This is a genomic window from Paraburkholderia sp., from assembly GCF_049581445.1.
Classification (GTDB): Bacteria; Pseudomonadota; Gammaproteobacteria; order Burkholderiales; family Burkholderiaceae; genus Paraburkholderia.
This window is the reverse complement of the sequence record NZ_JBAURZ010000184.1, coordinates 1-26,535: the sequence shown is the minus strand read 5'-3', so window position 1 is coordinate 26,535 and position 26,535 is coordinate 1. Positions and strand designations below refer to the sequence as shown.

The 26,535-nt window shown below is 58.9% G+C and carries 23 protein-coding genes and 1 pseudogene; 10 read left to right on the top strand and 14 right to left on the bottom strand.

Features of this window, described 5'->3' with window-relative positions; all coding sequences use genetic code 11:
• From WCA85_RS16495 to WCA85_RS16485, 3 genes are all read left to right on the top strand, one after another.
• On the top strand, positions 1-739 hold a 739-nt coding region (locus WCA85_RS16495), incomplete at its 5' end, for an HlyD family efflux transporter periplasmic adaptor subunit (protein ID WP_424065628.1).
• 165 nt (positions 740-904) lie between these two features.
• Positions 905-1,930 carry an LLM class flavin-dependent oxidoreductase gene (locus tag WCA85_RS16490; RefSeq protein ID WP_424065626.1) on the top strand — a complete coding sequence of 342 codons (1,026 nt, stop codon included), beginning with the start codon at positions 905-907 and terminating at the stop codon, positions 1,928-1,930.
• 380 nt (positions 1,931-2,310) lie between these two features.
• Positions 2,311-3,306, top strand: a complete 996-nt coding sequence (locus tag WCA85_RS16485) for a LysR family transcriptional regulator (RefSeq protein WP_424065624.1) — start codon at positions 2,311-2,313, stop codon at positions 3,304-3,306.
• Between the two features lie 4 nt (positions 3,307-3,310).
• Here the strand turns inward: WCA85_RS16485 and WCA85_RS16480 are convergent, their stop codons facing one another.
• Both WCA85_RS16480 and WCA85_RS16475 read right to left on the bottom strand, forming a co-directional pair.
• Positions 3,311-4,198: a LysR family transcriptional regulator gene (locus WCA85_RS16480; RefSeq protein WP_424065622.1), complete on the bottom strand. Its 888-nt coding sequence runs from the start codon at positions 4,196-4,198 to the stop codon at positions 3,311-3,313.
• Positions 4,199-4,339: 141 nt separating this feature from the next.
• Positions 4,340-4,972, bottom strand: a complete 633-nt coding sequence (locus tag WCA85_RS16475) for a DsbA family protein (protein ID WP_424065620.1) — start codon at positions 4,970-4,972, stop codon at positions 4,340-4,342.
• 354 nt (positions 4,973-5,326) lie between these two features.
• On the opposite strand from WCA85_RS16475, the gene WCA85_RS16470 reads away from it, so the two are divergent.
• Together WCA85_RS16470 and WCA85_RS16465 are read left to right on the top strand one after the other, a co-directional pair.
• Complete coding sequence (locus WCA85_RS16470) at positions 5,327-5,962, top strand: glutathione S-transferase family protein (protein ID WP_424065618.1); 636 nt, start codon at positions 5,327-5,329, stop codon at positions 5,960-5,962.
• A 405-nt stretch (positions 5,963-6,367) separates the two neighbouring features.
• Positions 6,368-7,885, top strand: a complete 1,518-nt coding sequence (locus WCA85_RS16465) for a hypothetical protein (protein ID WP_424065616.1) — start codon at positions 6,368-6,370, stop codon at positions 7,883-7,885.
• A gap of 13 nt (positions 7,886-7,898) precedes the next feature.
• On the opposite strand, the gene WCA85_RS16460 is transcribed toward WCA85_RS16465, so the two are convergent.
• Positions 7,899-8,813: a LysR family transcriptional regulator gene (locus WCA85_RS16460; protein WP_424065614.1), complete on the bottom strand. Its 915-nt coding sequence runs from the start codon at positions 8,811-8,813 to the stop codon at positions 7,899-7,901.
• Positions 8,814-8,957: 144 nt separating this feature from the next.
• Here WCA85_RS16460 and WCA85_RS16455 point away from each other — a divergent pair, with 144 nt between their 5' ends.
• Positions 8,958-9,941 carry an aldo/keto reductase gene (locus WCA85_RS16455; protein WP_424065612.1) on the top strand — a complete coding sequence of 328 codons (984 nt, stop codon included), beginning with the start codon at positions 8,958-8,960 and terminating at the stop codon, positions 9,939-9,941.
• A 95-nt stretch (positions 9,942-10,036) separates the two neighbouring features.
• Positions 10,037-10,250, top strand: a pseudogene (locus WCA85_RS16450) (hypothetical protein).
• An 18-nt stretch (positions 10,251-10,268) separates the two neighbouring features.
• On the opposite strand, the gene WCA85_RS16445 reads toward WCA85_RS16450, so the two are convergent.
• The gene (locus WCA85_RS16445) at positions 10,269-10,523 is read right to left on the bottom strand and encodes a hypothetical protein (protein WP_424065611.1); all 255 of its coding nucleotides are present in this window, start codon (positions 10,521-10,523) and stop codon (positions 10,269-10,271) included.
• 59 nt (positions 10,524-10,582) lie between these two features.
• The gene (locus tag WCA85_RS16440) at positions 10,583-11,107 is read right to left on the bottom strand and encodes a lecithin retinol acyltransferase family protein (protein ID WP_424065610.1); all 525 of its coding nucleotides are present in this window, start codon (positions 11,105-11,107) and stop codon (positions 10,583-10,585) included.
• 468 nt (positions 11,108-11,575) lie between these two features.
• On the opposite strand from WCA85_RS16440, the gene WCA85_RS16435 reads away from it, so the two are divergent.
• Positions 11,576-11,863, top strand: coding sequence for a hypothetical protein (locus WCA85_RS16435; RefSeq protein WP_424065609.1), 288 nt, complete (start codon positions 11,576-11,578; stop codon positions 11,861-11,863).
• Between the two features lie 5 nt (positions 11,864-11,868).
• Entirely contained in the window at positions 11,869-12,639 is a 771-nt protein-coding gene (locus WCA85_RS16430; RefSeq protein ID WP_424065607.1) for a PP2C family protein-serine/threonine phosphatase, read from the top strand.
• Between the two features lie 30 nt (positions 12,640-12,669).
• Here WCA85_RS16430 and WCA85_RS16425 read toward each other — a convergent pair whose 3' ends face one another.
• The 9 genes from WCA85_RS16425 to WCA85_RS16385 all read right to left on the bottom strand — a co-directional run bounded on the left by WCA85_RS16425 (position 12,670) and on the right by WCA85_RS16385 (position 25,165).
• The gene (locus tag WCA85_RS16425) at positions 12,670-13,974 is read right to left on the bottom strand and encodes a sigma-54 interaction domain-containing protein (RefSeq protein WP_424065605.1); all 1,305 of its coding nucleotides are present in this window, start codon (positions 13,972-13,974) and stop codon (positions 12,670-12,672) included.
• A complete protein-coding gene (locus WCA85_RS16420) occupies positions 13,971-17,030 on the bottom strand; it encodes a peptidase domain-containing ABC transporter (protein ID WP_424065603.1) in 3,060 nt (1,019 codons plus the stop codon). The genes WCA85_RS16425 and WCA85_RS16420 overlap by 4 nt, the downstream gene beginning before the upstream one ends.
• An 82-nt stretch (positions 17,031-17,112) precedes the next feature.
• Positions 17,113-17,865, bottom strand: coding sequence for a peptidylprolyl isomerase (locus WCA85_RS16415; protein ID WP_424065601.1), 753 nt, complete (start codon positions 17,863-17,865; stop codon positions 17,113-17,115).
• Between the two features lie 55 nt (positions 17,866-17,920).
• Positions 17,921-19,294, bottom strand: coding sequence for an HlyD family efflux transporter periplasmic adaptor subunit (locus WCA85_RS16410; protein ID WP_424065600.1), 1,374 nt, complete (start codon positions 19,292-19,294; stop codon positions 17,921-17,923).
• A complete protein-coding gene (locus tag WCA85_RS16405) occupies positions 19,272-21,773 on the bottom strand; it encodes an FHA domain-containing protein (RefSeq protein WP_424065599.1) in 2,502 nt (833 codons plus the stop codon). Before WCA85_RS16405 ends, WCA85_RS16410 begins: the two co-directional genes overlap by 23 nt.
• Positions 21,774-21,970: 197 nt before the next feature.
• Positions 21,971-23,368: an efflux transporter outer membrane subunit gene (locus tag WCA85_RS16400; protein WP_424065630.1), complete on the bottom strand. Its 1,398-nt coding sequence runs from the start codon at positions 23,366-23,368 to the stop codon at positions 21,971-21,973.
• Between the two features lie 322 nt (positions 23,369-23,690).
• Positions 23,691-23,957, bottom strand: coding sequence for a hypothetical protein (locus WCA85_RS16395; protein ID WP_424065597.1), 267 nt, complete (start codon positions 23,955-23,957; stop codon positions 23,691-23,693).
• Positions 23,958-24,238: 281 nt separating this feature from the next.
• Positions 24,239-24,664 carry a DUF4399 domain-containing protein gene (locus WCA85_RS16390; protein WP_424065595.1) on the bottom strand — a complete coding sequence of 142 codons (426 nt, stop codon included), beginning with the start codon at positions 24,662-24,664 and terminating at the stop codon, positions 24,239-24,241.
• 75 nt (positions 24,665-24,739) lie between these two features.
• Positions 24,740-25,165: a DUF4399 domain-containing protein gene (locus WCA85_RS16385; protein ID WP_424065593.1), complete on the bottom strand. Its 426-nt coding sequence runs from the start codon at positions 25,163-25,165 to the stop codon at positions 24,740-24,742.
• 284 nt (positions 25,166-25,449) lie between these two features.
• Here WCA85_RS16385 and WCA85_RS16380 point away from each other — a divergent pair.
• The coding region (locus WCA85_RS16380; RefSeq protein ID WP_424065591.1) for a caspase family protein at positions 25,450-26,535 on the top strand (1,086 nt) is incomplete at its 3' end.

Below are 26,535 nucleotides of genomic sequence, written 5' to 3'. Positions count from 1 at the left end.
GGCGCAATCGAACCATGCGCTGACCGACCGCACCTCGATCGCACAGCATCCGAACGTGCTGGCCGCTGCCGCCAAGGTCCGCGACGCCTACCTCGACTACGCACGCAATACGCTGCCAGCACCCGTGACGGGCTGGGTCGCGCAGCGCTCCGTGCAGGTTGGCGAACGCGTGGGTCCCGGCACCCCGCTGATGTCGATCGTGCCGCTCGACGGCGTATGGGTCGATGCGAACTTCAAGGAAGTGCAGTTGCGCCGCATGCGTATCGGTCAGCCGGTGACGATGACGGCGGATGTGTACGGATCAAGCGTCAAGTACCACGGCAAAGTGATCGGCTTCTCGGCGGGCACGGGCAGCGCGTTCGCCACGCTGCCGCCACAGAACGCGACCGGCAACTGGATCAAGATCGTGCAGCGCCTGCCGGTGCGTATCCAGCTCGACCCGAAGGAACTGCAGGCGCATCCGCTGCGCATTGGCCTGTCGATGGATGTTGAGGCCGAAACGCGCGACGACTCCGGCACACAGCTCGCGGCGGCGGTGAATACGACCTATCACACCGATGTGTTTGCACAGTACGGTGAACAGGCCGATGCTGAGATCGCGAAGATCATCGGGCAGAACGAGATCGAGGAACAGGTGAAGACCGCGCAGGTGAATACTGCCCAGGTGAAAACCGCCCAGGCGAAGACCACAAAACCGGTTGTGACAAAGGTGGCGATGCGGGTTCAGAGGCGCGGTTAGACGCATCCAGCGCGAGCATGGCCCCAGCGGCAGCGCCCTCCAGTTCCGCTCCCCTATCCAGATTGATGCATGGATCCAGACCTGGGTCAGGGGGCGCCCGGTGCCTACGCCAACCGCGTACGTAGAACACCCAGTCACACGATACTGAATTTTCAAGGACTCAAAATGCAGATTGGACTTTATACGCTCTCGGACCTCTCGTCCGTTGGACCCAACGGTCAACCCGTTGATGCACATACCCGCATCAAAGAGACCATTGCGGTGGCGAAACTCGCGGAGCAAGCGGGCCTGGACCTCTTTGGAGTTGGCGAACATCACCGACTCGATTTTGCCGTGTCGGTGCCATCTGTCGTTCTCGCTGCCATCGCCGCTTCGACAAGCACCATTCGCCTGACCAGCGCCGTCACTGTCCTCAGCACCTCGGACCCCGTGCGTGTTTATGAAGAATTCGCAACCTTGGATCTGGTCTCAAGCGGCCGGGCTGAGATCATTGCAGGGCGCGGGGTTTTCAGTGAGCCGTTCCCTCTCTTTGGCTACGACCTGCACGATTACGAAGCATTGTTCGACGAAAAGCTGGCGCTTTTCGACCTGCTAAATAAGTCGGAGCGCGTGACCTGGAAAGGTCGCTTCCGAACGCCCTTGAATGACGCAGAGATTGCGCCGCGCGCTCTGCAACCTGCAATTCCGCTTTGGATCGGTGTAGGTGGCTCGCCAGACAGTGCGATCCGCGCCGGCCGCCTGGGTTTGCCAATGGCGCTTGCCGTGCTAGGCGGCCCCTATAGCAGAGCGGCTCAACTCGCGGCGCTCTATCGGACCGTCGGACAAGACGCAGGGCACGCCGAAACATTGCGCGTCGCCGTCAATGGACATCTTCACATTGCCGAGTCGTCACAAGCGGCTCGCGACAACTTTTATCCTTACTACAGTCAATACTGGCTCGATTCAACCCCTACAAAGTCCGCTGGACCAAGAATCCCGCGCGAGGATTTCAATCGGTCCATTACTAAAAACAGCGGGCCGTTCGTCGGAAGTCCGGCCGAAATTATCGACAAGATTTCCCTTCTTCATGAATTGACCGGGATGGACAGGCTGGTCGCGCAAATCGATATCGGGGGAATGCCATTTGAAAAAATCGCTGGGATGATAGAACTGCTGGCAGACAAAGTTATTCCTTCCATTCGCAAGCTGTAACCATCACCGATTGAAGGTTGCCCATCAGGCAACAATGCACGCCTTTGTTGTACTTGCCGCAATTGTTGGGGTCGCATCGCTTCTTTAGCATGGCTGAGCGTCGGTGGATTTGACTCGGCGATAGTGGGAGCGGAGCAGCCCGCGGCGGCTTGACGCCAGCAATGCCAAGCGGAGTGGCTATCAAGAAAACAGATAGCCCTATCGCGACAAAGCGTCGGTCCCGCGTAAAAACGTTGATACAGTGACGGCGGGACACTAGGCCCCGGATCCGGGGCGCTCAAGCCTATTTTCGCCTCCCAAAGCTCTCGAACAAACGTGATCACCGCGAAGATGGTGGCGCCCGAAGTTTGGCCTTTCCCTTTCCCCGCACGAGATTGATGATGGACCAGCTTTATATGTTGAGGGCCTTTGTCGCCGCCACCCAGCATCGTAGCTTTAGCAAGGCGGCTGCTTCGCTAGGTGTCACCACCGGTTCCATCTCCAAAGCAATCGCGAAGCTCGAAGCCCGCGTCCAGACACGCATTCTTCACCGCACGACGCGCTCGGTCACGCTGACGGAAGAGGCCCAGTCTTACTACCTCAGTTGTTGCCGGCTACTCGAAGAGCTAGACGAGGCGAATCGTCGGATTACACAGGAACGTCAGGTTGATGGTGGCCGACTTAGACTCGTCGTCCACCCTATGCTTGTCAGCGAAACGTTCTCAAAGTTCGTATCCAGCTACCACGTCGTTGCGCCAAACGTGAACCTTATGATTTCGGTTCAGGAAGATGCGCTCAATCTGTTCGACGGGCGCTTTGACATGGCCATTCTCCCTCCACAATCGATTGACCAAATCGCGGTCATTCGTCGAACGCTGTGGAAGTCATCGAGAGTTATGGTCGCATCGCCAGGCTACCTGGATCGTTACGGCACGCCGGCGCACGCGGCTGCGCTGTCTGAACATTTTCTGCTTCTGGACCCCGCGACGCGCCAGAACGGCACCAATTTTATTGAATTGATAGAACGTGGCCGACCCGTGAGCGTTTTGCCTATGTCGTCGATGGACGGCGATCAGGCACTTCTGCGCGCTGCGGCACTGACCGGAACAGGTATTGCCGCTTTGCCGCAAACAATGGTGCGGGAAGATATTCTGATGGGACGTCTTGTTTCAGTCCTTCCGGGTTGCACAACATCAGACGCCGATGACGAGATCTGCCTGTTCTATTCGCACCGGGAACTACTCCCCGCGCGCTTCAGGACTTTTGTCGATTTCTGCACGGAGTTTTTCCGCACGGGCCATAACACGCGAGATCTTCAACCAAGCATCGCACCCCTGAAAAGAACAACGCCCCCTGTCCTTGAAGATCTTCCGGTACTCGACAAGGGCGATCGCTAAGCGCCTACGCGGCTACCATGAGCGGTCCGGGTTGTGACCGCGCGACATCAACGAATGCCTGCATGGCGCTTGAGACGTAGGCGTCATGTCGCCGAATAAAAAGCGTTTCAACCTGCGCTTTCTCCGGGGCGATTGTGTGGATAGTGACGAGGTCTTTTTTCGCGGCTGCAGAGACTATACCTCGCGGAAGTAAGGTAATGCCCACCCCCGCGGTAACGCACGCGATGATCGCATCAAGCGAGCCGAATTCAAGCGGCGTTGCAGTGGATACGCCCATTTCAGCGAGTAGAGACTCGAGCCGAAGACGATACGAGCACCCCAGACGCGCGACAATGATCTTGAGGTCCTGTGCTGATCTGACGGATTCGAGCGATCGCATCGCACGTGGCGTCACCAGAACCAGTTCCTCGCGAAAGATAGTTTCGGCGTAAAGCTCCGGGTGGTCTAAAGGGCCTGATATGAACGCGCCATCAAGTCTACATTCCACGACGTCGGAAGTCAGTCCGCTACTCGTGCCTGTCGTAACCGATAGTCCAACTTGAGGATACGTACGATAGAAATTGCTTAGGATCGGGGAAAGCCGGAGGGCTGCGGTCGTCTCCAGCGTTCCGAGCGCCAGCGCGCCGCGTGGCGCACCGTCATCGAGCGCAGCGGTCCTGGCATCCGTCACGAGTTTTGCAATACGCGCAGCATACGGAAGCATTCGCTGCCCCGCCGGTGTCATGCTCACACCACGCACGTGACGCTGAAAGAGCGCAACCCCTATTTCTCGCTCCAACGCCCGGATTCGCGCCGTGACATTCGACTGGACGGTATGCAGTTCGAGAGCGGCCCGATTCATACTTCCATGACGCGCTACTGCTTCGAATACCTTAAGGTCTGCAACGTCCATGCTTCGCACCTTACAAAATGACTGCACCCTTGAACAACGCTTCTTCAGATAACCAGAAACAACATGCGGCCGTAACACGGCCGCATTGGGTCAATCTGGTTTCGTCCCGCTCACTGCCGCAAATAACGGCAACGCCATTCGCTAGCTATTGAGACTCGCCAGCGCTTTCTGAACGTCAGTCGCACGCATGTATCCCGAACCCAGCCGGCCGAGTTTCCCGTTCCACTCGACAAACAGCGACGGGAAGCCTGAAACACCAAGCTCACGCGTCAACGAAAAATCTGCCGCTGCCGCCTCGATCGCTTCTTTCGAGGCCCAAACTGCGAGAAATTCCTCAGCAGTGGTGTTGAATCCATTCGCCTGCAGCGCTGCGGCGCCGACTCCCGCTAATACGCTGCCATCTGTCGTGTCGACGCCATCGACGTAGAACGCCCGCTGAAACGCGCGGAACACGGCCAGCAGATCGGCCGACGGTTGAATCATACGGGCGGTAACGACCGCACGGCAAACCGGTTCGGTATCGTAGACAAAATTCTTTCTTGCCATCAGCGCTTCGCGATTGAACTCGGCACCGCTCATCTGTTCGACGCGCGCCCAATGCGTCAAGCGGAACTGCTTGCCTGCGTCGTCCAGAACCTGCTTTGAACCTGCGGCCATACCGCCTAGTACGATCTGGACGTCGAGGTCGGGCATATTTTCGACAATTGAAGTCATCTCCTTGCCGAATCCGTAGCACCAGGAGCACATCGGGTCGCCTACAAATATAAGCTTCATCTTTCTATTTTCCGGTTTAAACGTTCATCGAATTGCGACACCGACTCGGACCGCAAGGGTAAGCGCATTCACTTTAGAATGACCATGGTCCAATCAGGATCTATCACGGATTGACTATAAGGCTGAATGGAGGCGCTGGGCATACCACGGGGCTCAATTCACTCTTTACATGGTGTAATAGAAGCCCAGTTTGCGCAGTCCCGGTGTCCTCATAGGGACACTTCGTTTCCAACCTTCGTGTATCGTTGATGGGTCCCGCGCACCGCGGCGTTCTTCACGGCGATTGCGTCGAATGCTTGCGATTGAGCCCCGCACGCGCGAATCGACGCAGCCTTTCATCACGGACCGCTCCCCATGACAATCACCCTGCACAGCTGGAACACGCCGAATGGCCGCAAGATCAGCGTAGCGCTCGAAGAAATGAATTTGCCGTACACCGTCAAGACGGTGAACATCTCCAAGGGCGAGCAACATCACCCAGATTTCCTGCGCATTAGTCCAAACAACCGAATCCCCGCAATCGTCGATCCCGATGGACCAGACGGACAACCCATTAACATCTTCGAATCCGGCGCGATCCTGCTCTACCTCGGCGAAAAGACCGGCCAGTTCCTGCCCGCAAGCTTGCGCGAACGGGTGCCGGTCCTCGAATGGCTGATGTGGCAAATGGGCGGCTTCGGCCCAATGCCTGGCCAGGTGCATCACTTTCGGATGCTTGAGTCGGAGACCGATCGGCGCTACGGACTCAAGCGTTACTCAGATGAAACGCGCCGCCTCTATGGCGTATTGGACCGGCGGCTTGCAGAAGTGGAATTCGTCGCCGGGAATCTATCCGTGGCGGATTTCGCGATTCTTGCGTGGGCCTGGCGTCACGAGAAGCATCAGGTCTCACTCGACGACTTCGCCAACGTCAAACGTTGGTACGAGACCTTGTTTGCGCGTCCCGGCGTGCAACGCGGTTTTGCCGTCAAGTTGGACGAAACCGAATAAAACGAGCAGCAAGTCGCCTCAAATCTCCTTTGCTCGGGCCATCCGCCCGAGAAGGATCTCTGCGTTTCCGTCCAGATACTCCCCCTTTACGGCTACTCACCGCATTGACTTCGGCTATAACCGCCGAACGCAGCGGCATAGTCGTTATGGATTCCTCAACTAATCCTCGCAAATTCAGACCGGGCTATCTGCAAACGCAATTGTCCGGAACAAGGAGGCTATTTGTTTCCTCGTTGGACACAATGAGAGTTGCTTTTGAGTATCTGGAAACAACGGCAAATTCAAAAACACAACCGGAGAACAAAGGCTTAAAGATCCTCGTTTTTGAGTCGATATATCAACTGACAAATAGGCCATCTGCGATGTGACCGCATTCGTCCACTAACAATAACCGAGCGCCGCACTATGACCATCATATCGTCATTAAACGGATCCCCTTATCTGACGTCCACGTCGCCATCGAACACTACTAGCGGCGTTGCCTCGACATCCAGCGCCACCTCGCAAGACGCAGCCGCTGGATCCGAGTCGACGGTCGTCACGATTCCTTCGACGAAATATGGAACGATCAATGTGTACACGCCGCAAGGAACGATGGATGGTGCGCTAACGACGCTCAGTTTTGCGCAAAGCCCAACGGATGCCGTTTCTGCACTGATGGGGAACGATGTGCTGGCGGGTTCGGTGTCCGGGCAGTTCGCCAATCTGGGAAGCGCGCTGCTCGATCGCTTCCAAACCACGGGTAGCAGTTTCGCGCAGTCGGTCTCGGTCTCTTCGACAGGTGCCACCGGAGCAATCGGACAGGGAACGCAAGGCCCGCAAGGCGATATCGAACTGACTGTTCAAACCGCAAGCGGCATCGAAGTCGAGATTGACCTCAACAGTTCGAACGGCAAGCTGGGGGTTAGCGTCCAAAGCAGTGGGCAGTTGAGCGACGCCGAACGTGCCGCCGTGGCGGGACTCGCCAATGGATTTCAGCAAGCGATCAACGGCCTGACCACTAACCCGCCCACGCTCAATCTGAGCGGTCTGATGCAGTACAACCCGTCGGTGTTGTCGTCGGTGAATATGCACTTCAACGTGTCGGGCGGCATGTCAGGCAGCGTCTCAGGCGATTTTTCCGTGAACAGTGCAGGCAGGAGCTTGAGCCTCACGGACGCGGCCGGCACGATGAACCTCAGTGTCGACACGAGCAACTCCGCGCTCCTCGGCTCGGATGCGCAACGCGACCAGGCCATCGCAAGCTATCTGAATCAGTTCGACAACGCGAATCAGGATGGTCACGGGAACACAGCGATGATGGCGATGTTCAAAGACGCGTTCACGCAGTTGAACGGAGACGAGGGGACGTCGTCGCAGCCCGCAGGTACGGCCGATACGTCATGGCTTGCGGAATCGGAGCAGTCAATGTTGACGGGGCTGGACGATTTCAAGGCCTCGATTAGCGATGCCGGCGGTACAGTGGGCAACCCGAGTTCATTTTCCTATCAGGTCTCCCAGACCACCAGTAGCGAAGGCGATCTGCAGAACGGCACGGTTACGCAGACGCAGCAATCGAATCTGAAGGCTAGCTATCAAGTGGCGCTATCAGGGTCCGGGGACTATGACGACGTGCAGATCGACGACAGCGCAAGCAGCACGGTCACGCTTGCGACGGAGAAAGGCATCCTGGTTCACGCGTCGCTAAGCCAGTCGTCAAGTCAATCCACACGTAATTCGAACTACGTGGGTGGCAAGCTGGTATCAGATATCACCACGCCAAAAAACACGACCACTTCGAAAGATCTGCTCGCACTGCTGAAACCTATAAGTGACGATGGCGAGGCCGCACAGGACGGCGGCACATCGCAACAGGCGCTTGCGACCATACATGAGATGATTTTGCTAAACGCGAGCTCAGACGCAAGCAGCCAAGCTGTATAAATAACTGCATTCGTCAATGATCTGCAAGGCGTTGTCGAGCGGACCATTCGCGCACCGCGTTCGCGAATAGATGCAACGCCGGGGGAGTATGCCGGTTCGCCGGGTAATAAAGACACCATTCGCCGAATGACGGTCCCAACCCCGGCAGCACGTGAATCAGCAAGCCCGCAGTGACAAGCTCGCTAACGAGCGACTCCGGCACCCACGCAATGCCGATTCCCGCCAGAGCGGCCCAGACCATCAGATTTAGATTCCCAAGGGTCATAGGCCCGTCGACGTCGAGCGAAACACGCCTGCCGAGATGCTCGAGATCCCATCGGAACAGCGCACCGCTTTCGAAGCGAAACCGGATACAGCGGTGGCTAAGGAGATCATTTGGATTTTGCGGCATGCCGTGCCGCCCGATATACGTCGGCGAGGCAACGGCAGCAAAGCGCATTTCCGGGCCGAACCGCACCGCGATCATGTCCTTCGGCACGTCCTCCAGCACCCGGATGCCTGCGTCAAATCCACCCGCCACGATGTCAACAAGCCGGGTGTCAGAGACGAACTCCACGTCGATGTCCGGATAGGTCTCAAGAAAGTTTGGCAACACATGCTCAATCAGTGGTCTTGCACCGTTCTCCGAGCAATTGATGCGAATCGATCCCGAGGGCCGCTGTTGCGCAGACGTGACTTCATCCACCGCCTCTTCGAGGTCACGAATGGCGGGGGCGACGCGGCGCAGCAATAATTCTCCTGCGTCGGTCAGTGCCATCGAGCGCGTGGTGCGGGTAAAGAGCCGGGTCTGCAGACGAGCCTCCAGCGCGCGCATTGCGTGACTTAACGCAGAGGGGGTTACGCCCATCGCGCGCGCGGCTGCGCTGAAGCTTCGATGCTGCGCAATGGCAACGAAGGCCGACAACTCTGAAATACCCGGACGCGGCATTGATGAATTTTCCTCAAAAGGGCTTGCAGCCACAGACGGATTGTTGAGCCAGATTATCGAGCCTATTCTTGATGTTCGCATCGATTCATACGCGGCATCCGTTTCTGCCAGTCATTTTTACGTCGTCACACCAGAGAGGAAATCATGCAGCAGCGCAAACTAGGCAAGTCCGGTCTCAAGGTGTCCGCCATCGGACTGGGCTGCATGGGACTGAGTTTCGCATACGGTCCCGCTACAGAGGAACAGCAGGCGATTCGTCTGCTTCAATCGGCATTCGATCAAGGCGTGACCTTCTTCGACACGGCCGAAGCATACGGTCCATACGCCAACGAGACGTTGCTGGGCAAAGCCCTGTCAGCGAGCCGGGACAAGATCGTCATTGCCACCAAATTCGGATTTCGTGACGGCTTGCCCGCCGCAGGTCTCGACAGCCGGCCGGAAAACATCAGAGCAGTTACGGAAGCGTCGCTACAACGGCTGAAAACCGATCGTATCGATCTGCTGTACCAACACCGGGTCGACCCGGCGGTGCCCATTGAGGACGTGGCAGGCACAGTGCGCGACCTGGTCAAGGAAGGCAAAGTACTGCATTTCGGCCTGTCTGAGGCAGGCGCGAGTACGATTCGCCGCGCCCACGCGGTTCAACCGGTCGCCGCTGTACAGAGTGAATACTCGTTGTGGTGGCGCGAGCCGGAAGCGTCCGTGCTGCCGACCCTCGAGGAATTGGGCATCGGTTTTGTACCGTTTAGCCCGCTCGGCAAAGGCTTCCTGACTGGCGCGATCGACGCCGCGACGACCTTCGACAAATCCGACTTCCGCAATGTTGTGCCGCGATTTACGGAAGAAAATCGCAGGGCTAACGCCGCACTCGTCGATGCACTTGGCGCGATCGCCGACGAAAAGGGGGTGACTCGCGCGCAGATTGCGTTGGCGTGGATTCTCGCGCAGAAGGCGTGGATGGCGCCGATTCCTGGTACTACGAAGCTGTCCCGGCTGGAAGAGAACATCGCTGCGGCTTCGATCGCTCTGTCGAACGAGGACGCAGCGCGGATCGACGCGGCGCTGAACGAAATCGCGATTGTCGGCGACCGTTATCCGGCCAAGATGCAGCAGACCGTTGACCGCTAACGAGTAACCGAAGGCCGGAGCGTTGTAGCGCGGGGACGTTCGAAAAGACGCTCTGGCCCAGGCTCGAATACCTCGAAGGATGGAAGAAGCAAGCAATGTTCAATCATGTAGTGGTCGGTTCCAACGACCTCGAAAAAGCAAAGCGATTCTACGACGCCGTACTGGGCGCGCTCGGCGTGGGCCCATGGTGGACAATCCGTCGAAGAGCCGCCCGGGTTGCGTGGCCCTAAGGTCGGCGGCGTGTATCTCGCCTATCTGCGCGATCCGGATGGCAACAAGCTCTGCGCTGTGTATCGCGCGCCAGCCTGACGCGAACGATTCAAGCTTTCACGCCCGGGCCGCCCGCCGATACCCGTTCATTGCCGGCCGTTCCGCAGCGGGTGGAAACACGTTCCATGAACCGTCGCCGTGCCGGAAGAAGAAAATCGCCAGCACGCCGTCCGGTCGCAAGGTCTCAATGCACACGAAGCGCTGGCGAGACATCGCATTCCGGCAAAAGCACCTGACGCGCGCCGGCATCGCAGGAGTAGGAGCAAGCCACTTGTCGACCGCCCAATGCAAGGATTTTTCTGTCGTGATCATGTCGTTCTCCTCAATCCAATTCGAACCAGCCAAACCATTCGTTGCGGCGCATTCGTTGATCAGGCAGCGCGCGCCATGCGATAACCGCCTTTCAACTCCGCCGCGACAAGCGCCCTGCACAGGCAGACGATTGCGTAAAGCGCCATGCGTGGATGCGTCAGGCACGTTTCCACTTGCTGGCTGCGGCCTTCGCCAAACAGACACCACGTGCAGAAGTGCTCACAGTTGTTGGTCAACAGCCGATAGTGGTTTTCTCCAAGCCTGGAACGGGCACGCCGCACTGCCTCATCACCTGCGTAGCTCGGACACGGATGCGGACGCACCGCAATCTCATGGCCGGCGGCAAAGCGCTCGAGCGTGACTTCCTCGACCGGGCCACGGTGGGCCGATCCGCACAGACCTGCGTAGTGAACAACCTTTCCGTTACCGACATAGACGCCGTGATGCGCATAGCCGCGGCGCTGAGTGACGAGATGAGCACCGAGCTGCGGTTCGGCTTCGAGCGGCAGATCCGCTGCTGCGTCGATACCGGCGTGCGTCGTGTGGCACTGTTCGACTCTCGCGGGTTGCTGCATGCTGTTCATGACTCGCCTCGGTTTCCTGGTTCCTGCAAGCGTCGCTTGCATCGGTTGCCAACACTGTTGCCTCTCTTTTGCATCAATCGGGCCAGGAAGGGGAAAGCCTTGTTTTAGCGGCGTCTCAGCAGATAGTGGAGGCGACGAAGGCAGACAAGTGTTCGCATTAACGCAACAGCTTGCGGCTCGAAGTGTTGGATCGGGTCCATCAATTAAGACTCGCGGCGAGCGTCGCGATTCTCAATTGAAAGTGTTGGTTTTGAAGTGGGCCGACAACCCACTCTGTTGGCGATCAGCCAACGTTCTGGAGGTTTAGGCGCGTCAGCCATACGCCCGTTACGCCGGCAATCACCGCGCAATCAATGCGTTACGTGGAGCGCCCGGCGGCCTCGCGAGATTGGCATGGCCCTTGCACCAAGGGGTATGAGCTTCCCATTGACGCAATGCCGTATCTGAACGGCCATCCGGAGATCCGACATGACTTCCATTACCGTGCGTGACCTTTCCCATAGCGTCGCGCTCGACCACAAAGCAATGACTGCCATCCGAGGGGGCGACGGTGCGCCTTGGGTGTATGGCTGGATTCAGCCATTCCAGCCGAGCACGTCGAGCGCCGGTTCAGTGATCAACCTGTACCAGACGAACAACACCTTCTATGCTGGACAGATGATCAACCAGTTCCAGACGGTCGACGTCAACAACACCGGCAACAATTCAAACATCAACGTAACCCCTAACGCGGTCAGCAAAAACCGGGCGGTATAGATGCCGTGACTTGTGCCAGCCAATTTCGATGGGTATCGTCGACGCGCTCCGACGTGGGCCGCGTTCGTGAAATCAACGAGGACGCCTGTCTAGCACAACCCGAACGCGGATGCTGGGCCGTCGCCGACGGCATGGGCGGCCACGCCGTCGGCGATCTGGCGAGCCAGTTGATAATCGACGGGTTGAGCCGGATTGCGCCGTCGAATAGTATCGGGCGCCTGCTTGCCGACGCGCGCACAAGCCTGATGCACGCAAATCGTCAACTCAGGGAAGAAGCGGTGCGCCGCCAGGTGCAGCGCATCGGCAGCACGGTCGTTGTGCTGCTCGCGAGCGACTGCTATTGCGCCTATCTGTGGGCCGGCGACAGCCGCCTCTACCTTTACCGCCAGGGACAACTCAGCCTGCTGACCCGCGATCATAGCCAGGTCGAAGCGCTCAAGGCGGCAGGCTATCTGACTGACGAAGAGGCGCTACATCATCCCGCCCAGCACGCGATCACGCGCGCGGTCGGCGCGACCGATGAGCTCGATCTCGATGAAAACACCCTTGCCGTCGCCGATGGCGACACGTTCCTGTTGTGCAGCGATGGATTGAGCAATCAGGTCGCTGAAGAGGAGATGGTGTCCGCGCTGGCTACCGTCGATTGCCGCCACGCCTGCGAGGTGCTGGTTGACCTTGCGCTCGCACGCGGCGGGCGCGATAACATCACAGCGGTCGTGGCGCATGCCGAGGACACGGAAGGGTCCGACAAGACGCTGCTGAACCCAACAACGTGATCACGGGCCACGACGCAAGATATTAGCGTATCAAGCGCTACCGGGCTCCTTGTCCTCGCGCGGGGAGCCTGCGTGGCGGAAGTCTTTCGAATGCAGTCCGTGCTTCTTCAGCAGCATCTGCAAATGCGAGCGATTCATGTCGACTCGCCGTGCCAGTTCGGCAACCGTACCCCCCACTTCGTGCAGGCCGCGCTCAAGAAACGCCTTCTCGGCTTCGTCGCTCGCCGCGCGTTTGGCGTCGGCAAGCGAGGTTAGATCCGTCACGTTGCCGTTGCCGCCCGCGCCCAAACCGGCAGACGCGCTCGCCGTTGCGGGCCGCGTGTCGACTGGCAAGTGCTCGATGTCCGCTGTGTCTGCAGCGAGACAGGAGAGGCGGTACATCAGGTTGCGCAGTTCGCGGATGTTCCCCGGATAGGGATAACGAAGCAGAAAATCACGCAGACGCGGTGTCATCCTGATGGGCCGACGCTTCAGAACGCCCGCGGCTTCATCGCCGAAATAGGCAAACAGGAGCGGGATTTCGTCGCGACGCTCGCGCAGCGGCGGCAACGTCAAGTGAATTACACTCAGCCGATAGAACAGATCCTCGCGAAACTTTCCCTCCTCGCTCAGACGCCGCAGATTCCGGTTCGTCGCGGCCACGATTCGCGTATCGACCGCAATGGTTTCGTCCGAACCCACCCGCTGGATCTCATGCGACTCCAGTACACGCAGCAGCTTTACCTGACCCGCTAGCGGCAACTCGCCAATCTCGTCAAGAAAAATGGTACCTGTGTGCGCACTCTCGAACTTGCCCTTGCGATCGTTCGACGCCCCGGTAAATGCGCCCTTCTTATGTCCGAACAGTTCGGACTCCAGTAGATTTTCTGGAATTGCTCCGCAATTGACCGAGATATAGGGTTTATCCGCCCGGCTGCCGTTCGCGTGAATGACCTTCGCCATCAACTCCTTGCCGGTGCCGCTTTCGCCGTCGATCAATACGGGCAGATCAGTCGGCGCTGCCTTCTCGGCAATTTCGAGCGCTTCGAGCAGCTTCGGATTGTCCCCAAACGTACCTTCGAAAATGAAGCTGCGTGCAAGCAATGCCTGGCGCCGCTGCCCACGTGACAGTTCGACGCGCGCAGGCTCAGCGACGGCCTGGACAAAACGCTCCCTGTGCGACAGTTGCATGACTTCGTCGCGCAATACGCTTGCTTGTCTGAGCACTTTTTCGATGTCCGCCCGCTCGAGTCGTGATGACCAACGCAGCATCGAGCGCAGGATTTCGATTTTCTCGATCAACCCTGCGTAAGAGATCGCGGGGCTGCTCTCCTCGGTCTGGTCGAGTATTTTCATGCCGAACTCAACTGTTTCTGAACAAGCTGGTAGTACATGCCTTTCCTCTGCAGCAATTCGTCGTGCCGTCCCTGCTCGACAATGGCCCCCTCGTAAAGCACCAGAATCTTGTCAGCACGCATGATCGTGCTGAGCCGGTGTGCAATGATGATCGCGGTGCGCCCGTGGAGGATGGCGTGCATATTGCCGAGAATATTGCTCTCTGACTGCGTATCAAGCGCAGAAGTCGCTTCGTCGAATACCAGCAGGCGCGGATCGTGATAAAGCGCCCGCGCGATGCACAGCCGCTGGATCTGACCGCCGGACAAACCCACACCGCGCTCGCCGACGATCTGCTCGTAGCCCAACGGCATCTTGCTGATGAATCCATGCGCGTCGGCTGCCTTCGCCACTTCTTCGATTCGCCGTCGATCCGGTGCGTCGTCGCCGCTCGCGATGTTCTCGGCAATGGTCCCAGAGAACAGCAGATTGCTCTGCATTACGTAGCCGATTTGCGCGCGGTAGTAGGATTTGTCGATCACGTTCAGGTCGTAGCCGTCCACCATCATCGTGCCCTCGGTCGGCACATAGAAACCGACCAGCAGCTTGGCAAGCGTGGTCTTGCCTGACCCGCTGCGACCGACGATCGCAATCAGCTCGCCGGGCTTGATATCAAAGCTGATATTTTCGAGCACGTAGGCCGCGTCGCCGCCGCCATAGCCGAAGTAGACGCCATTCAGACTGATTTCGCCTTTCAGGTCCGGCAGCATCACGCGCGACGCGAGGTCCTCCGGTTTCTGCTCGGGTTCGATGTCGAGCACATCGCCGAGCCGCTCCATCGCCACGCCTGCGTCATTGAGCATGCTCCAGAGGCTGACCAGTCCCATCAACGGACTCAGCACGCTACCCATGAACGCGTTGAACGCAATCAGCTGGCCGACGGTCAATTCGCGCGCTAATACAAGATTTGCGCCAACCCACAATATCGCAATCGTGGTGGCCGCGCTCAACAGCTGGGAGCCGAATCCGACCAGGATGTTGAACGCTTGCGCACGGTACTGAACTTCAAGCGCCTTGGCGTATTTCTTCTCCCATTTCAGGCGAACCGGACGCTCGATCCCCATGCCTTTGATCGTCTCAACGCCAGCGAGCGCCTCCATCAGAAATGCTTTTGAGTCCGTCGAAGCGGAAAACACTTCGCGCGCGTAGGCCTTGAGCTTGGGCGTGGCGAGCGCGGTGAGCACGAGAATCGGAATCACGAATGCGATCAAGACCAGTGTCATCTTCACGTTGTAGACGAACATGATCGTGAAGTAGATGAACACCATCAACAGGTTCAGCGCAGTGGTCACAGTCGATTCGGTCAGGAACGCGCGAATGGTCTGGTTTTCCTGGAAGCGCGCGAAAATATCGCCAGTCTTGCGCTTCGCAAAGAACGAGAACGGTAGCGACATCGTGTGCTTGAAGAATTGCGACATCATCGCAAAGTCCATGTTGCGGACCATGAAATTCGCCAGATATGCCCTGACCGTCGACATCAGCTGCGTAAAGACATTGGCAATGATGAGCCCGGCGATAAGCAGGTGCAGCAAACTCACGTTCTGATGCACGATCACGCCGTCGAGGATGTTCTGGATGATAAGCGGCGGAATCACGCCCAGCACCTGGATCACGAAGGTCGCCAGAAACAGGTGACCAAGTATCTTCTTGTAGGGCGTCAGGTAGCCCATGAACCGAACCCACGGGGAGCGCGACGCGACCCGCTGCACGAGATCCGGGTTGGCGGTAAACAGCAGGCAGGTGCCGCTCCAGCCGCGCTCGAATTCTTCCACCGTCATTTTTCGGAAGCCGAGCGCCGGATCGGCCATCCAGACCCACTCCTTCGAGATGCCGTACACCACGACGTAGTGGTAGCCCTCCCAGTGCACGATCAACGGCAGGTCGAAGCTACGCAGCGACTCATAGACGCACTGCACGCCGCGCGCGGTGAAGCCGAGCGATTCGCCGGCTCGCGCGAGGCTGTCAAGCGTGGCGCCTTCGGTGGTGACGTTCGCCAGCTCACGTAGTTTGCCAAGCGTCATACCAATGCCGTAATGCTTGCAGATCATCGCAAGACACGCAGCGCCGCAATCCATTTCCTCGGCCTGCTCGACCAGCGCGAAACGGCGGATGATCTTCTCGCCGAATTCGGGTTTCGAATGGAGATCGAGTATGACCGGGCGCTTGCGTCTTTGCTCGAGCCGCTTCTGGCGCTCAAGTTCGCGTTCGGTATAGCGAATCCGCTCGTCAAGCACTTCCCGCAACTTTGGGTTGCGTTCGAGGATAAAGTGGACCGTCTTCTCCGGAATGACCAGGAGGCGCGTGTCGGTCGTCGCAATGACCGAGGCCATTTGCTCCTGGCGCTGCAGGCAGGCCTTCTCGCCGAATATTTCCCCTCGTTGCAAGGTCGCCAGCAGATAGTCGTTGCCGTCCTCGTGCCGAACGATCCGCACTTCGCCCTGCCGCACCACGTATAGCCTGCGATCCTCGCGGCTGTCCTGCTTGAGTATTTCTTTGCCCTCGCCGACCCGCTTTACGCCGACGCTGCGCACATATTCCTCCAGTTCGGCCTTGTTCAGCTTGCCGCGCAAATCAAACAGTTGCGCGACAAACCCACCGGCCGAACTGATGGCGACATAGCTGGTAACGAAAGCGAGCGCGGCCGGGTTGCCGGCAATGACGGGTTCGATGGCCGTACGCGGGATGAACAGCAACTCCGTCTTCGCCGACGCCCGCACCGCTGATTCATGCAGATAGGCGCGCAGCATGGCGATATCCGCGAAGATCTCGCGCTCCTTGCGCACCCCAAGACTAACCTCCTTGCCGTGCTCCTCGGTAAAGATCCGCACTGAGCCTGACTTGACCACAAACAGCCCGTCCGCAGGTTCCCCTGCTTTGCACACGGTCTCGCCAAACGAATAGAAGCGTGACTGTACGTGCTCCGTCAAACGTTCGAGTTCGTCGCGCGAGAATGGCGAGAGAATCTCGACCGACGACAGAAATTCGGCGGCAGACGGTGATGTCTGTGGTGCGTCCATATGCTTGCAAACCTCGGCTTTGACGCGTGACCTCGCGCCGTGAAAGCAATCTCGACCGGCTACTCAACGCTCACCAGCGCTGCTAACGCGCCTCGATGACGTGATCCTGTGCCCGCTCCATCAGCCATCGCTCGCGCAGCAGGCGCCTGATTTCGGAAGAAACATCGTCGTCGAGCGCTGCGGGATACTTGCCGGTTACCGCGAAGATCTCGAAACACGAATGGTCGGATGATGCAAACGGCCCGAGCAGATCGCCAACCGACGCGTTGAAGATCTTCGCTTCAATGTCGGGCTTAAGGGAGCCTCGCAGCACCTTGCCGATCACGCCGCCCGCCTCGCGCGTATCCGCAATCGAATGCTCGCGCGCCATTTCGGCGAAGCTGTCCGGATCGTCCTGCAGCACCGAAATCATTTCCTTCGCCTTGCCCTCTTCGTCCAGCACGATATGGCTCACTTCGACTGCGTCGAAGCGGGGCGAATTCAGCGTGAAGTACTCTTCGATCGCCGCCGGCGCACCGACCGTTTCGAGCATCTTTTCCTGATACAGGCTATCGGTGATGAAGTGCTCGAATTCGTCCAGACTCACGCCGATCGCATCGAGGTAGTGGTTCATGTCGGTGGCGCGATGCAAGCCACGGACTCTGCGAAACTGGTCCGCACGCTCCTGAATGTCCTCTTCCGACACGCGAATGGCTTGCTTCTTCGCAGCGTGGACCGCGAGCTTATCGCGCACCAGTTGCTCGATCAGGCCCTCGAACTGGCCCGTCAGCTTCAGTAGACGTATGAATTCGGCGACGTCGACGACTTCATCATCGATTCGTACTATCGCGGTCATGTCATCCGCTCCTTAAGTGAGTATCCATCTGCATTCGCGGCCACCGGCTCACGCATCACCCGGCCAGGTCCCTGAATGGGTCCAGTCCGAGATCGATCAACCGCCGCTTGCGAACGACGATTTCCGCGCTAGCGGTCATTCCATAGCGCAACGGATAGCGCGTCTCCGCCACCTGGTAATAGTTTTGCTTCAGCGCGACCCGCCCCTCGTATACCGGTTGCTTGTCTTGTGCAGACGGTTTGGTGGCTGGGGAAATGTATTCGAGCGTGCCGTCGATGAGCCCATAGCGTTGATACGGAAACGCGTTGAACTTCAGTTTGACCGCCAGACCCTCATGCAGGAACGCGCGATCGCGCTCGGCAATCTCGATCTTCAGTACAGGCCGGGCGTCTTTCGGCGCGATGGCGCCGAGTGGCGTGTTGGCCTGAATCTTGTCGCCGGGTTGGGTCGAGGTCACATCCGTGACGACGCCAGACACCGGCGCGAGGATCAGCAGGAAATTGTCTTTGTCGATGTTCTCGAAGCGAATCCGCGCAGCCGCATCGGCCACGAGCCGCGCGGTTTGCAGTTGCAGCCTCAACTTGTCTTCGGTCGTACTAATGTCGCGGACCGCCGAGTCGTATTGAATCTGCAGGTTAGTGGCCTGCTGGCCGCTTGTTTCAAGTTGCGCATTCGCCTGCGCATATTCATGGCTGAGCTGGAAATCCAGTTCAGCCAGTTTCGATTGCGCGACCCGGTAGGCGTTTTCCGCCTCCAGATAGGCGCTTTTCTTCGCTTCGACCTGAAGCTGCGCAACTCCGCCACCGCCGGGTTCAGCGAAGAGGCGCACATATTTGTCCTGCTCCGCGCGAGCGTCGTCGCGCGCACGACGGGCGTTATCCAGCACGCTGCGGGCTTCTTCAAGCTGCGCCTTCTGGCCTTCCGCGAGCTTCGTGGTGCCTTCTGAAATGCGGTTTTCGTTCTGGCGCGACTCCACTTCCATCTGCTCCCTCAACGCATCGGCCTTACGCTGCATCAGCAGCTTCTTGTCCGGGAACTCCTTCCATTCACGCTCGGCGTCTTCGAGTTTCAATTGCGACTGAAGCGCGTTGCTCGCCGCCTCGATTGCCCCCCGCGCGTTGAGCCGCGCGAGCACGTCGCCTTTCGACACCGGCTGGCCTTCCGCGACGTACAGATCGGCCAGTTCGCCGTCGATCGGGGCATAGAAGCGCCTTACCTCGGACTCCGGCGCAAGCGCCCCCTGCGCGCTCACGATCACATCTGCGCGGCCAACGAACGACCAGAGTAGCCCCGCGACCACCAACGCAACCATAGTTAGCACCAGCACACGCGCCAGCCTGACGGGTTCGGCCGTCAGGATCGCGATGCCTTCGGCGCTGTGATCTTCGAGCGCCTCCGACAGGGGCTTAAGATGATTGTCTCGTTTCACCGCGTGCGCCTCCGATCAGCGCCAGCTTCGCCTGCAACAAGCCCGGCTCCAGTACCATGCGCAAATCCTGCAACGAACGCCGTTGCAATTGCACTTCTGCGTCGATATCGCTCTGCAAGCGATCCCAGTCAGCCGGATGGTCGGCCTTCAACTGCGCGAAGATCCGCATACCCTGTTGCGCGTTCGACTGCGCTTCGGACAGGCGCCGCGCCTGGCTGCGGAACTGGTCCGAGATGCCCGATTCGAGCCGCTGTGTGCCACCGATCGAACCGTTGCTGCGGTATTCGCGCCACAAAGCCTGCGCGTGAGTCAGCCAGTCCTGCGCCCGCGCCAGGGCCTTGTCGCGCATCGCAGCCACGTCGGCCTGAATGGCGTGCACAAACCACGCATCCTCAACGGGATCAAGGCCGCCATAGAAGCTCAATAGTTGCCCGTCGGAGTCGTTGCTGCCATGCGCTTTCTGGAGGGCGCCAAACTGGTCAAATACTGCTTTCTTATGCGCCTGTTCCGCTGCCAGCGCATCGGACCAAGAAGTAGCCGGCATCGACTGCAGATCGGCGAGCGCCTGCTGCCCGTCGCCGCGTTGCCACGCTGCCTCGACAGCGTCGTACTGCCGGACGACTTCTGCGGACGGCAACTGGTTCGCCTCCAGTCGACGATATTGGGCCTGGAAATGCGGGGTCGAGAACTGCGTGTCCTTCATCAAGGCGAGCAGCGGACCGAGTCGCCTGGCTCGCAATTCGTCCGATATAGAGGTGTACTTTCGCAAGTCGTCGCGCAGCCGATCCAGACCTGCGAGGCGCGGATATTTTTCAGCGTAGTCGTTGAACACGGCCTGCAACGCAGCTGGATTGCCTTGGCCCAACTGCGCATCGATCGTCGCATTCAGACGCTCGATTGCCGGCAGATAAACTGACACGTCGCTCTGAAGCTTGCGCAGATCGCTCATGGCTCGCGCATACGGATCAGCAAATACCGGCACGTATGACGAAATCCGGTCAAGCATGCGTTGGTGGCCCGGTGGATCGTCGTTCCAGCGGGCCAGCAGCCCACTCATCTTGTCTTCGTCGGCGTAGAGGTGAACCGGTACAGCCGCGCCGCCCCGGCTGGTAATGAAGTGTTCGAGTTCGCCAACCCAGGCCAGTTCGCCAACGAGCGCAGCAGCGTCAGCGTTCGACTTGCTCAGGCTTTGCATCTGCGCGATCAACGTGGCGGCACGATCGAAGTCTCGTTGCTGCAACGCACTCAACCAACCCGGCACTCTCGCCTTCAACAACACTTCGCTTGCGAGGGCCTCGATCTCCGTGTCTGCCGGATGCCTTTCGAGGTACTGGTTCGCCATGCCGATCGCACGCTCAAATTGCCCGGTGGCGAGCAGCGTTTTCAATTCGCGCTGCGACGCGCCCCGCAAATAGAGCGCTGAACCGGCCATGATCAATACCGCCAGCACGGCGAATCCCCAGCGGAATGTGCGCCACATGGCCGCGCGATCGGCACCGGCAAAGGCCCGCACCAACTCGGCAGCGAACACCTGCCACCGCGCCTTACCGTGCTGACGACGGCCCTCGTCCTTCGTGTCGTCCGTGACAGACGGCAACGCTTCGTTCACTTCGTCTTCGCGCTTGAGTGCCTGATCGACGCAGAAAATATCGAGGAAGGAATTCGCGGCGCCGACAAATGTGGTCTTGTCAGGATCGGCCAGATCATGCGTGGCATTGGCGGAAAATAGCTGGGTCACAGTGGGTTCGATCTCAAGGGCCTTGTGCAGTTGCACCTTGTAGACGAAGTGGTCACCACCGAATGCAACTCCATCGCCCTCGCGCAGCACGACCGCCGATTCGGCGAGCCGCTTGCCGTTGACGAAAGTGCCATTCGTACTGCCCAGGTCTTCGACCCAAAGGTCGCCGCCCTTCAGGAACATATGCGCGTGACGCCGCGAGATGTAGTTGACCTGGTGCGGGTAAAGCTCCTTGTAGCGCGCAAACAGTTCATCGGCCTTGCTGATGAGAAACGGGAAGCTGTGCACCTCGATCTGCTGGAGTCCCAGGTCGCCACGCTCGGGCAGCAGGGTCAGGCCGACCAGCAGCGCAGCACGGTCCGCCAGTGCGGGGCGCGAACGTTGCCTGAAATCCACCCGGTAGGTCAGTTCGCCGCCGAAACACAGTTCGTCGCCAGTCCGTATGCGGCTCGGCGTATGACGCACGCTTGCGCCGTTTAGCGCCGTGCCGTTCTTGCTATCAAGATCTGCGACATAGACCGCGTCGTGCTCGACGAAAATCCTCGCATGCCGGCGCGACAGGCGCGTCAAGCGTTCTCCGGGATAACTCGCAAACGGAGCTTCGCTACGCCCGATCGCAAACAGACTGTCGCTGATGCAGATCACGCCGAGTTCGGCATGCGAAACCGGCGAGAGCACGACATCGAACTCCCGCTCCTGGGTAGCCTGCCTCTCTGCGATCGGAGCTTCACCGGGAGTCATTGGTCTGCATCACGAAATATTTATCTGCTGACACACAAGCGTCAGAGGAATGCCGGGAAGCGGTGCAATGGATCGATCTCTGCACAGCAAGCCGCCTGATACACGGAGACAAGAGAATTGTAAGTCACGCATCGCGGTAGTCAATTGCGCATGCCTGTATCGGTGAGGAGGACACACTTAGGCAGGGGTATTTCATATCAGTGCTCCTTTACTTCGGCCTCTACGTCGACCGCAGTCCAGCCTCCACCGAGCGCCTTATAGAGCCGCACCGTATCGGACAGAATCTGCTGATGATTGGCGAGCAGCGCAAGTTGTGCCTCAAGCAAGGTTCGCTCGGTCTCGAACACCTCGAGTTGCGACACTACCCCTTCTCTCAGCTGCGCTTCAATCTGATCCGCCACGATCCGGAGACGCGCAACCTCCTGTTGCAGTTCGACACGCTGCTGTTTGTGCGAATTGAGGTTGACGAGCGCGTTTTCCACTTCCTCGAACGCAGCCATCACCGTGCTCCGGTACTGCTGTTCTGCTACCGTGTTCTGTGCCTTGGTTGTCTGCACATGGGCGCGAACGCCAGGATCGAGCAGCGGGAAGTCGATGCTCGGCATCAACCCGAAGGTGAACGATTTCAACAGCGTATTGAGCGCGAGACTGGCGGTGCCGCCATGGCCGGTGAGACTGACGGTCGGCAACTGTGCGAGCTTGGCTTGACCGACGAGGTCGTAGGCCTCCAGCACTCTCAGTTCTGCTGCAACGATATCGGGGCGCCGCGCCAGCAGTTGTGACGGCAGACCGGCCGGCACCTCAGGCAATTGCACGCGCTCCTGTAAATGCCCGGGCGGCAGTTGAAACTCGCCAGCGGGCACGCCGATCAGCGTAGATAGCGCATTGTTCGCAAGATCGCGCGACCGGTGCAGTTCCAGCAGTTCGTTGGTCAGGCGATTGATTTCGGCTTGCTGGCGCAACACCTGCGTTTGCGGAATCAGGCCGCTGCGGCTCTGGCCAACGTAGATAGCGAGAATCTGCTTGTTGGTCGTTAGCGTTTTTTCCTGCTGTGTGATCTGATCGTCGAACTGAAGGATCTGAAAATAGGTGCTTGATACGTTGGACACCAGCTCCAGGTATCCTGCGCGCCAGTCTGCCTCCGTCGCGTGGAACTCGGCCTTTTGTGCCTGCACACCCTTTTCCACCTTGCCCCAGATGTCGATGTCCCAATTGACCTGGGCACCCAGGTTGTATTGCTGGGAAAAGCCAACGCCCGTGCTCTTCTGGAAGTTGGCGCCGGCACCGAAGTCGGCGGTCGGCAACGCGCCCGCCTTGGCTTCGTCAACCTGCGCGCCTGCCACCTGAATCCGCGCGGCCAATACCTTGATGTCGAAGTTTCCGGCGATCGCCGTCGTGATCAACCGATCCAGATAGGGGTCCTGAAAGCCCTTCCACCAATCAGGTTCAATCGTCGCGGCGGCCGACACCGGCTCGCCCTGGCGCGACCACGAGTCCTTGGCGGGGGTGTCCGGACGCTTGTAGTCGGGCATGCTGACGTCGGCGCATGCGCCCAGCAGCAAGGCGCATATCGTCACTGCACCGAGCGCACGCATCGTGGGAGCGAGATGGCTGGTGCGCGCTCCTGCGTCCGCCACAGGCCGCTGCGCCGCCGAAGCGTGTAAATGGCGTTGACGGAACAGACTCCACAAGGTCGACACGATTTTCTCCGATGAAAGCCACTGCACCGCGACTCGACAACCCGCCATTCAGGCAAGACATGTCCTGCGCAACGCCTCAATGGAGGCCTGGCAACCGTTGTGCGGCGCAGTGTCTGGGTGGTGATGCGGCGAGCTATAAGGACAGGACGATTCGCCAGGAATTGTTTTTGAGCGCGGCCGGCGGGTAACTCATACCCACGCGGACCTCCGGTGTCGTTTAGAACATGTTGACCGTGTTGCTGGCGCTTTGATGCGGCACGATGTTCGTATGAATGTCGTTCGCGAATGCGACGTTGTTACCGTTGAGGCTCGATACGTTCAAATACTGAGTGATCAGTTGCGTCGCATTGACGGGGGAGCTGGCGCCTAACAAGAGCGTGTCCGGCGCAGGGAAGTTCGGCAGCGAACCGCCACGCACGGCGTTCATGGCGCGGTTGTCGAGTTCTTCAGTTACGACCAGGTCTTTGATGATCAAGGTGTTCATTGCGATTCTCCAGTGGGGAGCGGAATGGCATCGGGGCCGAGCTCGAGCAGGTTGTCTGCTCGAACCTTACTAACGCATAGGCCGTGCCATAAGGGACTCGCAAATCGAAGAAGGTGCGTAACGCCCTGAAAACGCGAAGATAATTATCACGCCCTATGGCAGGTGCCGAGCCTCACAAACAACGCGCAGAGGCTGATTGATGGGCCGGCGCCAACAGTCGGCGCGAGATATGTTCGGCTGGCACCGACACGGCAGCGAGCGCGACGTCACGTCACGTCACGTCACTTCGCGATAATGGTGATCTTCTTTGAATAAACCGGTGGATCGTGCGGCACGTGCCTGTAGTCACCCATCAGCAACTGCAGCGTATGTTTGCCCGGCGGCAATTCAAGTGTCGTCTCGGTTTCACCGGCGCCAAAATGCAGATGCTGGCGGTCGTTGGGGATTTCCTGATCCATTGGCGGCAAATCAGTGTCGATCAACAAATGATGGTGACCGGTATTGGGGAAATTGACACCCTTTGGCGCCACGCCCATATTGCGAAGTCCGAACCACACGCGAAATGGTTTGCCGGCAGCGACAACCTGACCATCGTTAGGATAGCCGATATACACCATCGCATTCGGTGGCGACGGCGTACGCTGTGCAAAAGCGGAACCCGAAAAAACCAGAACTGCAAGTGCCGTGCTCACGATGATCTTGTTCATGGCCAGTGATCTCCGTGCTGACGGACCGATGCGGGTATGCGCGACTGGAGGCGGTGCGTCCCGGCAAAAGCGGTCTCATTTCACGTAAATGGTGATCTTCTTCGAATAGACAGGCGGCACGTGTGGCACGTGGTTATAGTCCCCAAGCAGAAGCTGCAATGTGTGCTTGCCGGGGGGCAGTTCGATCCGCGCATCCGTCTCTCCGGCGCCAAAATGCAGGTGATTTCGGTCAGAGGGTATTTCCTGATCCAGCGGTGGGAGATCGGTATCAATCAGCAGATGATGATGCCCGGTGTTCGGAATGTTGAAGCCCTTCGGACAGACACCCATGTTGCGCAGTCCCATGCGTACCCATAACTTGCCGCCATGAATCACAGCGCCGTCAGGAGGCCAGATGATGTACTCCTCGGCATTAGGCGGAGACGGTGTCTGCGCTGCGAATATCGGGGCCGTCGCGAGGAACGCCGTAGCCACAGCGCCCAGCAATATCGCTTTTAGCATCTCGCGAACCCTCCCGAACAATTGTCTGTGGTGCCGTCGCTGCACAACAGAAATTGAGGCGCATTGGCTGACGGCATCTGCTCACGAACTCAAGCGATTGATGTAAAGCCTGGCCCGTAGTCCGTCCTTTAGCTTAGGACGTAACTTGTCAAAAGGAAACGCCTCGCTCGTTAACGTTGTGACACGTGTTGTGCCGTGTGTTGTGACGTGTGTTGTGACGTGTGCGCAGCGTGCTATCGTTGTTTACGCAACAGCTTCTCGATCTCGAACAATCAGGTTTGAATATGTGGCGAAAATTCCTGCTCATGTGCGTCGCGGGGGCGATCGTTGCGCTGCGGATCGACGCTCACGCGGCAGTGCAATATTCCCCCGCCGTCTCCATCCAGCCAGCAGTGCGCGAGAACGGCGCGCACGACAGGCGTGTCGCGCTTGTGATCGGCAACAGCGGAAACAGCGGCGACGAGTTGAGCATCAGGGGAAACCCGCTCAATGACGCACACAGCATGAGTGCTGCGTTAACCGCGATGGGCTTCGAGGTCATCGCGCGAACCGACGCAACCCCAGTGCAAATGCGACAGGCAATCGCCGATTTTCGCCAGCGCCTGCGTGAGGGCGGCGTTGGACTGTTCTATTTCGCAGGCCATGGCTTGCATGTCGACGGCCGGACAATCCTGGTACCCGCTGGAATCGACACCCGCTCTACCGCTGCACTCCTCGCTGACGGCATCGATCTCGCCACCGTGATGGACGCGATGTCTGTACCGCGTCCTCACAGGCTGAATGTGATGATTCTCGACACGTGCCTGAGCGATCCGCTCGAGGAGCCCAGTCTCGCAGGGTTCGCACTGCCTACTCAGACCTTCGTTGCATACGCAACGAGACCGGGTGGGTTCGCGGGAGATGGTGCTGCCCATGGGATATTCACGCGTGCGCTGCTGGATACGCTCGCTACCGCGCGTGAGCGTGATATAGGCGCGGTTTTCCGGCGTGTCACCAGCATGGTCAGCACCGGTACGCACGGTGAACAGCAGCCGTGGGTTGCCTCGTCGCTCGTGAGCGAGTTCCGCTTCGCCGCACTTTCTTCGGCCGATGCTGCGCGTCTCACGCTTGCCGGTTCCGACAGCGCTGAGGTTTTGTCGATGCACAGCCGCGGCATCCTGCCGAAGGACAGCAACGAACAGTACGAATTGACGTTCTGGGATTCGATCAAGGACAGCAACTATCCGAGCGATTACGAGGCCTATCTGAAGGCGTATCCGAACGGCCGTTTCGCGACGCTTGCACGCGCCCGCATCGAGCGCCTGCAGGCTGCCGGGGCTAAAGGTCAGGCGAGTTCCGCGCCCACGCATGCGGCGCCGGCCAGCGTGGCG

What these genes read in the sequence shown, in the direction of transcription:
- WCA85_RS16490 (WP_424065626.1), top strand. Translation starts at nt 905, where the DNA reads ATGCAGATTGGACTTTATACGCTCTCGGACCTCTCGTCCGTTGGACCC.
- WCA85_RS16485 (WP_424065624.1), top strand. Translation starts at nt 2,311, where the DNA reads ATGGACCAGCTTTATATGTTGAGGGCCTTTGTCGCCGCCACCCAGCAT.
- WCA85_RS16480 (WP_424065622.1), bottom strand. Translation starts at nt 4,198, where the DNA reads ATGGACGTTGCAGACCTTAAGGTATTCGAAGCAGTAGCGCGTCATGGA.
- WCA85_RS16475 (WP_424065620.1), bottom strand. Translation starts at nt 4,972, where the DNA reads ATGAAGCTTATATTTGTAGGCGACCCGATGTGCTCCTGGTGCTACGGA.
- WCA85_RS16470 (WP_424065618.1), top strand. Translation starts at nt 5,327, where the DNA reads ATGACAATCACCCTGCACAGCTGGAACACGCCGAATGGCCGCAAGATC.
- WCA85_RS16465 (WP_424065616.1), top strand. Translation starts at nt 6,368, where the DNA reads ATGACCATCATATCGTCATTAAACGGATCCCCTTATCTGACGTCCACG.
- WCA85_RS16460 (WP_424065614.1), bottom strand. Translation starts at nt 8,813, where the DNA reads ATGCCGCGTCCGGGTATTTCAGAGTTGTCGGCCTTCGTTGCCATTGCG.
- WCA85_RS16455 (WP_424065612.1), top strand. Translation starts at nt 8,958, where the DNA reads ATGCAGCAGCGCAAACTAGGCAAGTCCGGTCTCAAGGTGTCCGCCATC.
- WCA85_RS16445 (WP_424065611.1), bottom strand. Translation starts at nt 10,523, where the DNA reads ATGATCACGACAGAAAAATCCTTGCATTGGGCGGTCGACAAGTGGCTT.
- WCA85_RS16440 (WP_424065610.1), bottom strand. Translation starts at nt 11,107, where the DNA reads ATGAACAGCATGCAGCAACCCGCGAGAGTCGAACAGTGCCACACGACG.
- WCA85_RS16435 (WP_424065609.1), top strand. Translation starts at nt 11,576, where the DNA reads ATGACTTCCATTACCGTGCGTGACCTTTCCCATAGCGTCGCGCTCGAC.
- WCA85_RS16425 (WP_424065605.1), bottom strand. Translation starts at nt 13,974, where the DNA reads ATGAAAATACTCGACCAGACCGAGGAGAGCAGCCCCGCGATCTCTTAC.
- WCA85_RS16420 (WP_424065603.1), bottom strand. Translation starts at nt 17,030, where the DNA reads ATGGACGCACCACAGACATCACCGTCTGCCGCCGAATTTCTGTCGTCG.
- WCA85_RS16415 (WP_424065601.1), bottom strand. Translation starts at nt 17,865, where the DNA reads ATGACCGCGATAGTACGAATCGATGATGAAGTCGTCGACGTCGCCGAA.
- WCA85_RS16405 (WP_424065599.1), bottom strand. Translation starts at nt 21,773, where the DNA reads ATGACTCCCGGTGAAGCTCCGATCGCAGAGAGGCAGGCTACCCAGGAG.
- WCA85_RS16400 (WP_424065630.1), bottom strand. Translation starts at nt 23,368, where the DNA reads ATGCGTGCGCTCGGTGCAGTGACGATATGCGCCTTGCTGCTGGGCGCA.
- WCA85_RS16395 (WP_424065597.1), bottom strand. Translation starts at nt 23,957, where the DNA reads ATGAACACCTTGATCATCAAAGACCTGGTCGTAACTGAAGAACTCGAC.
- WCA85_RS16390 (WP_424065595.1), bottom strand. Translation starts at nt 24,664, where the DNA reads ATGAACAAGATCATCGTGAGCACGGCACTTGCAGTTCTGGTTTTTTCG.
- WCA85_RS16385 (WP_424065593.1), bottom strand. Translation starts at nt 25,165, where the DNA reads ATGCTAAAAGCGATATTGCTGGGCGCTGTGGCTACGGCGTTCCTCGCG.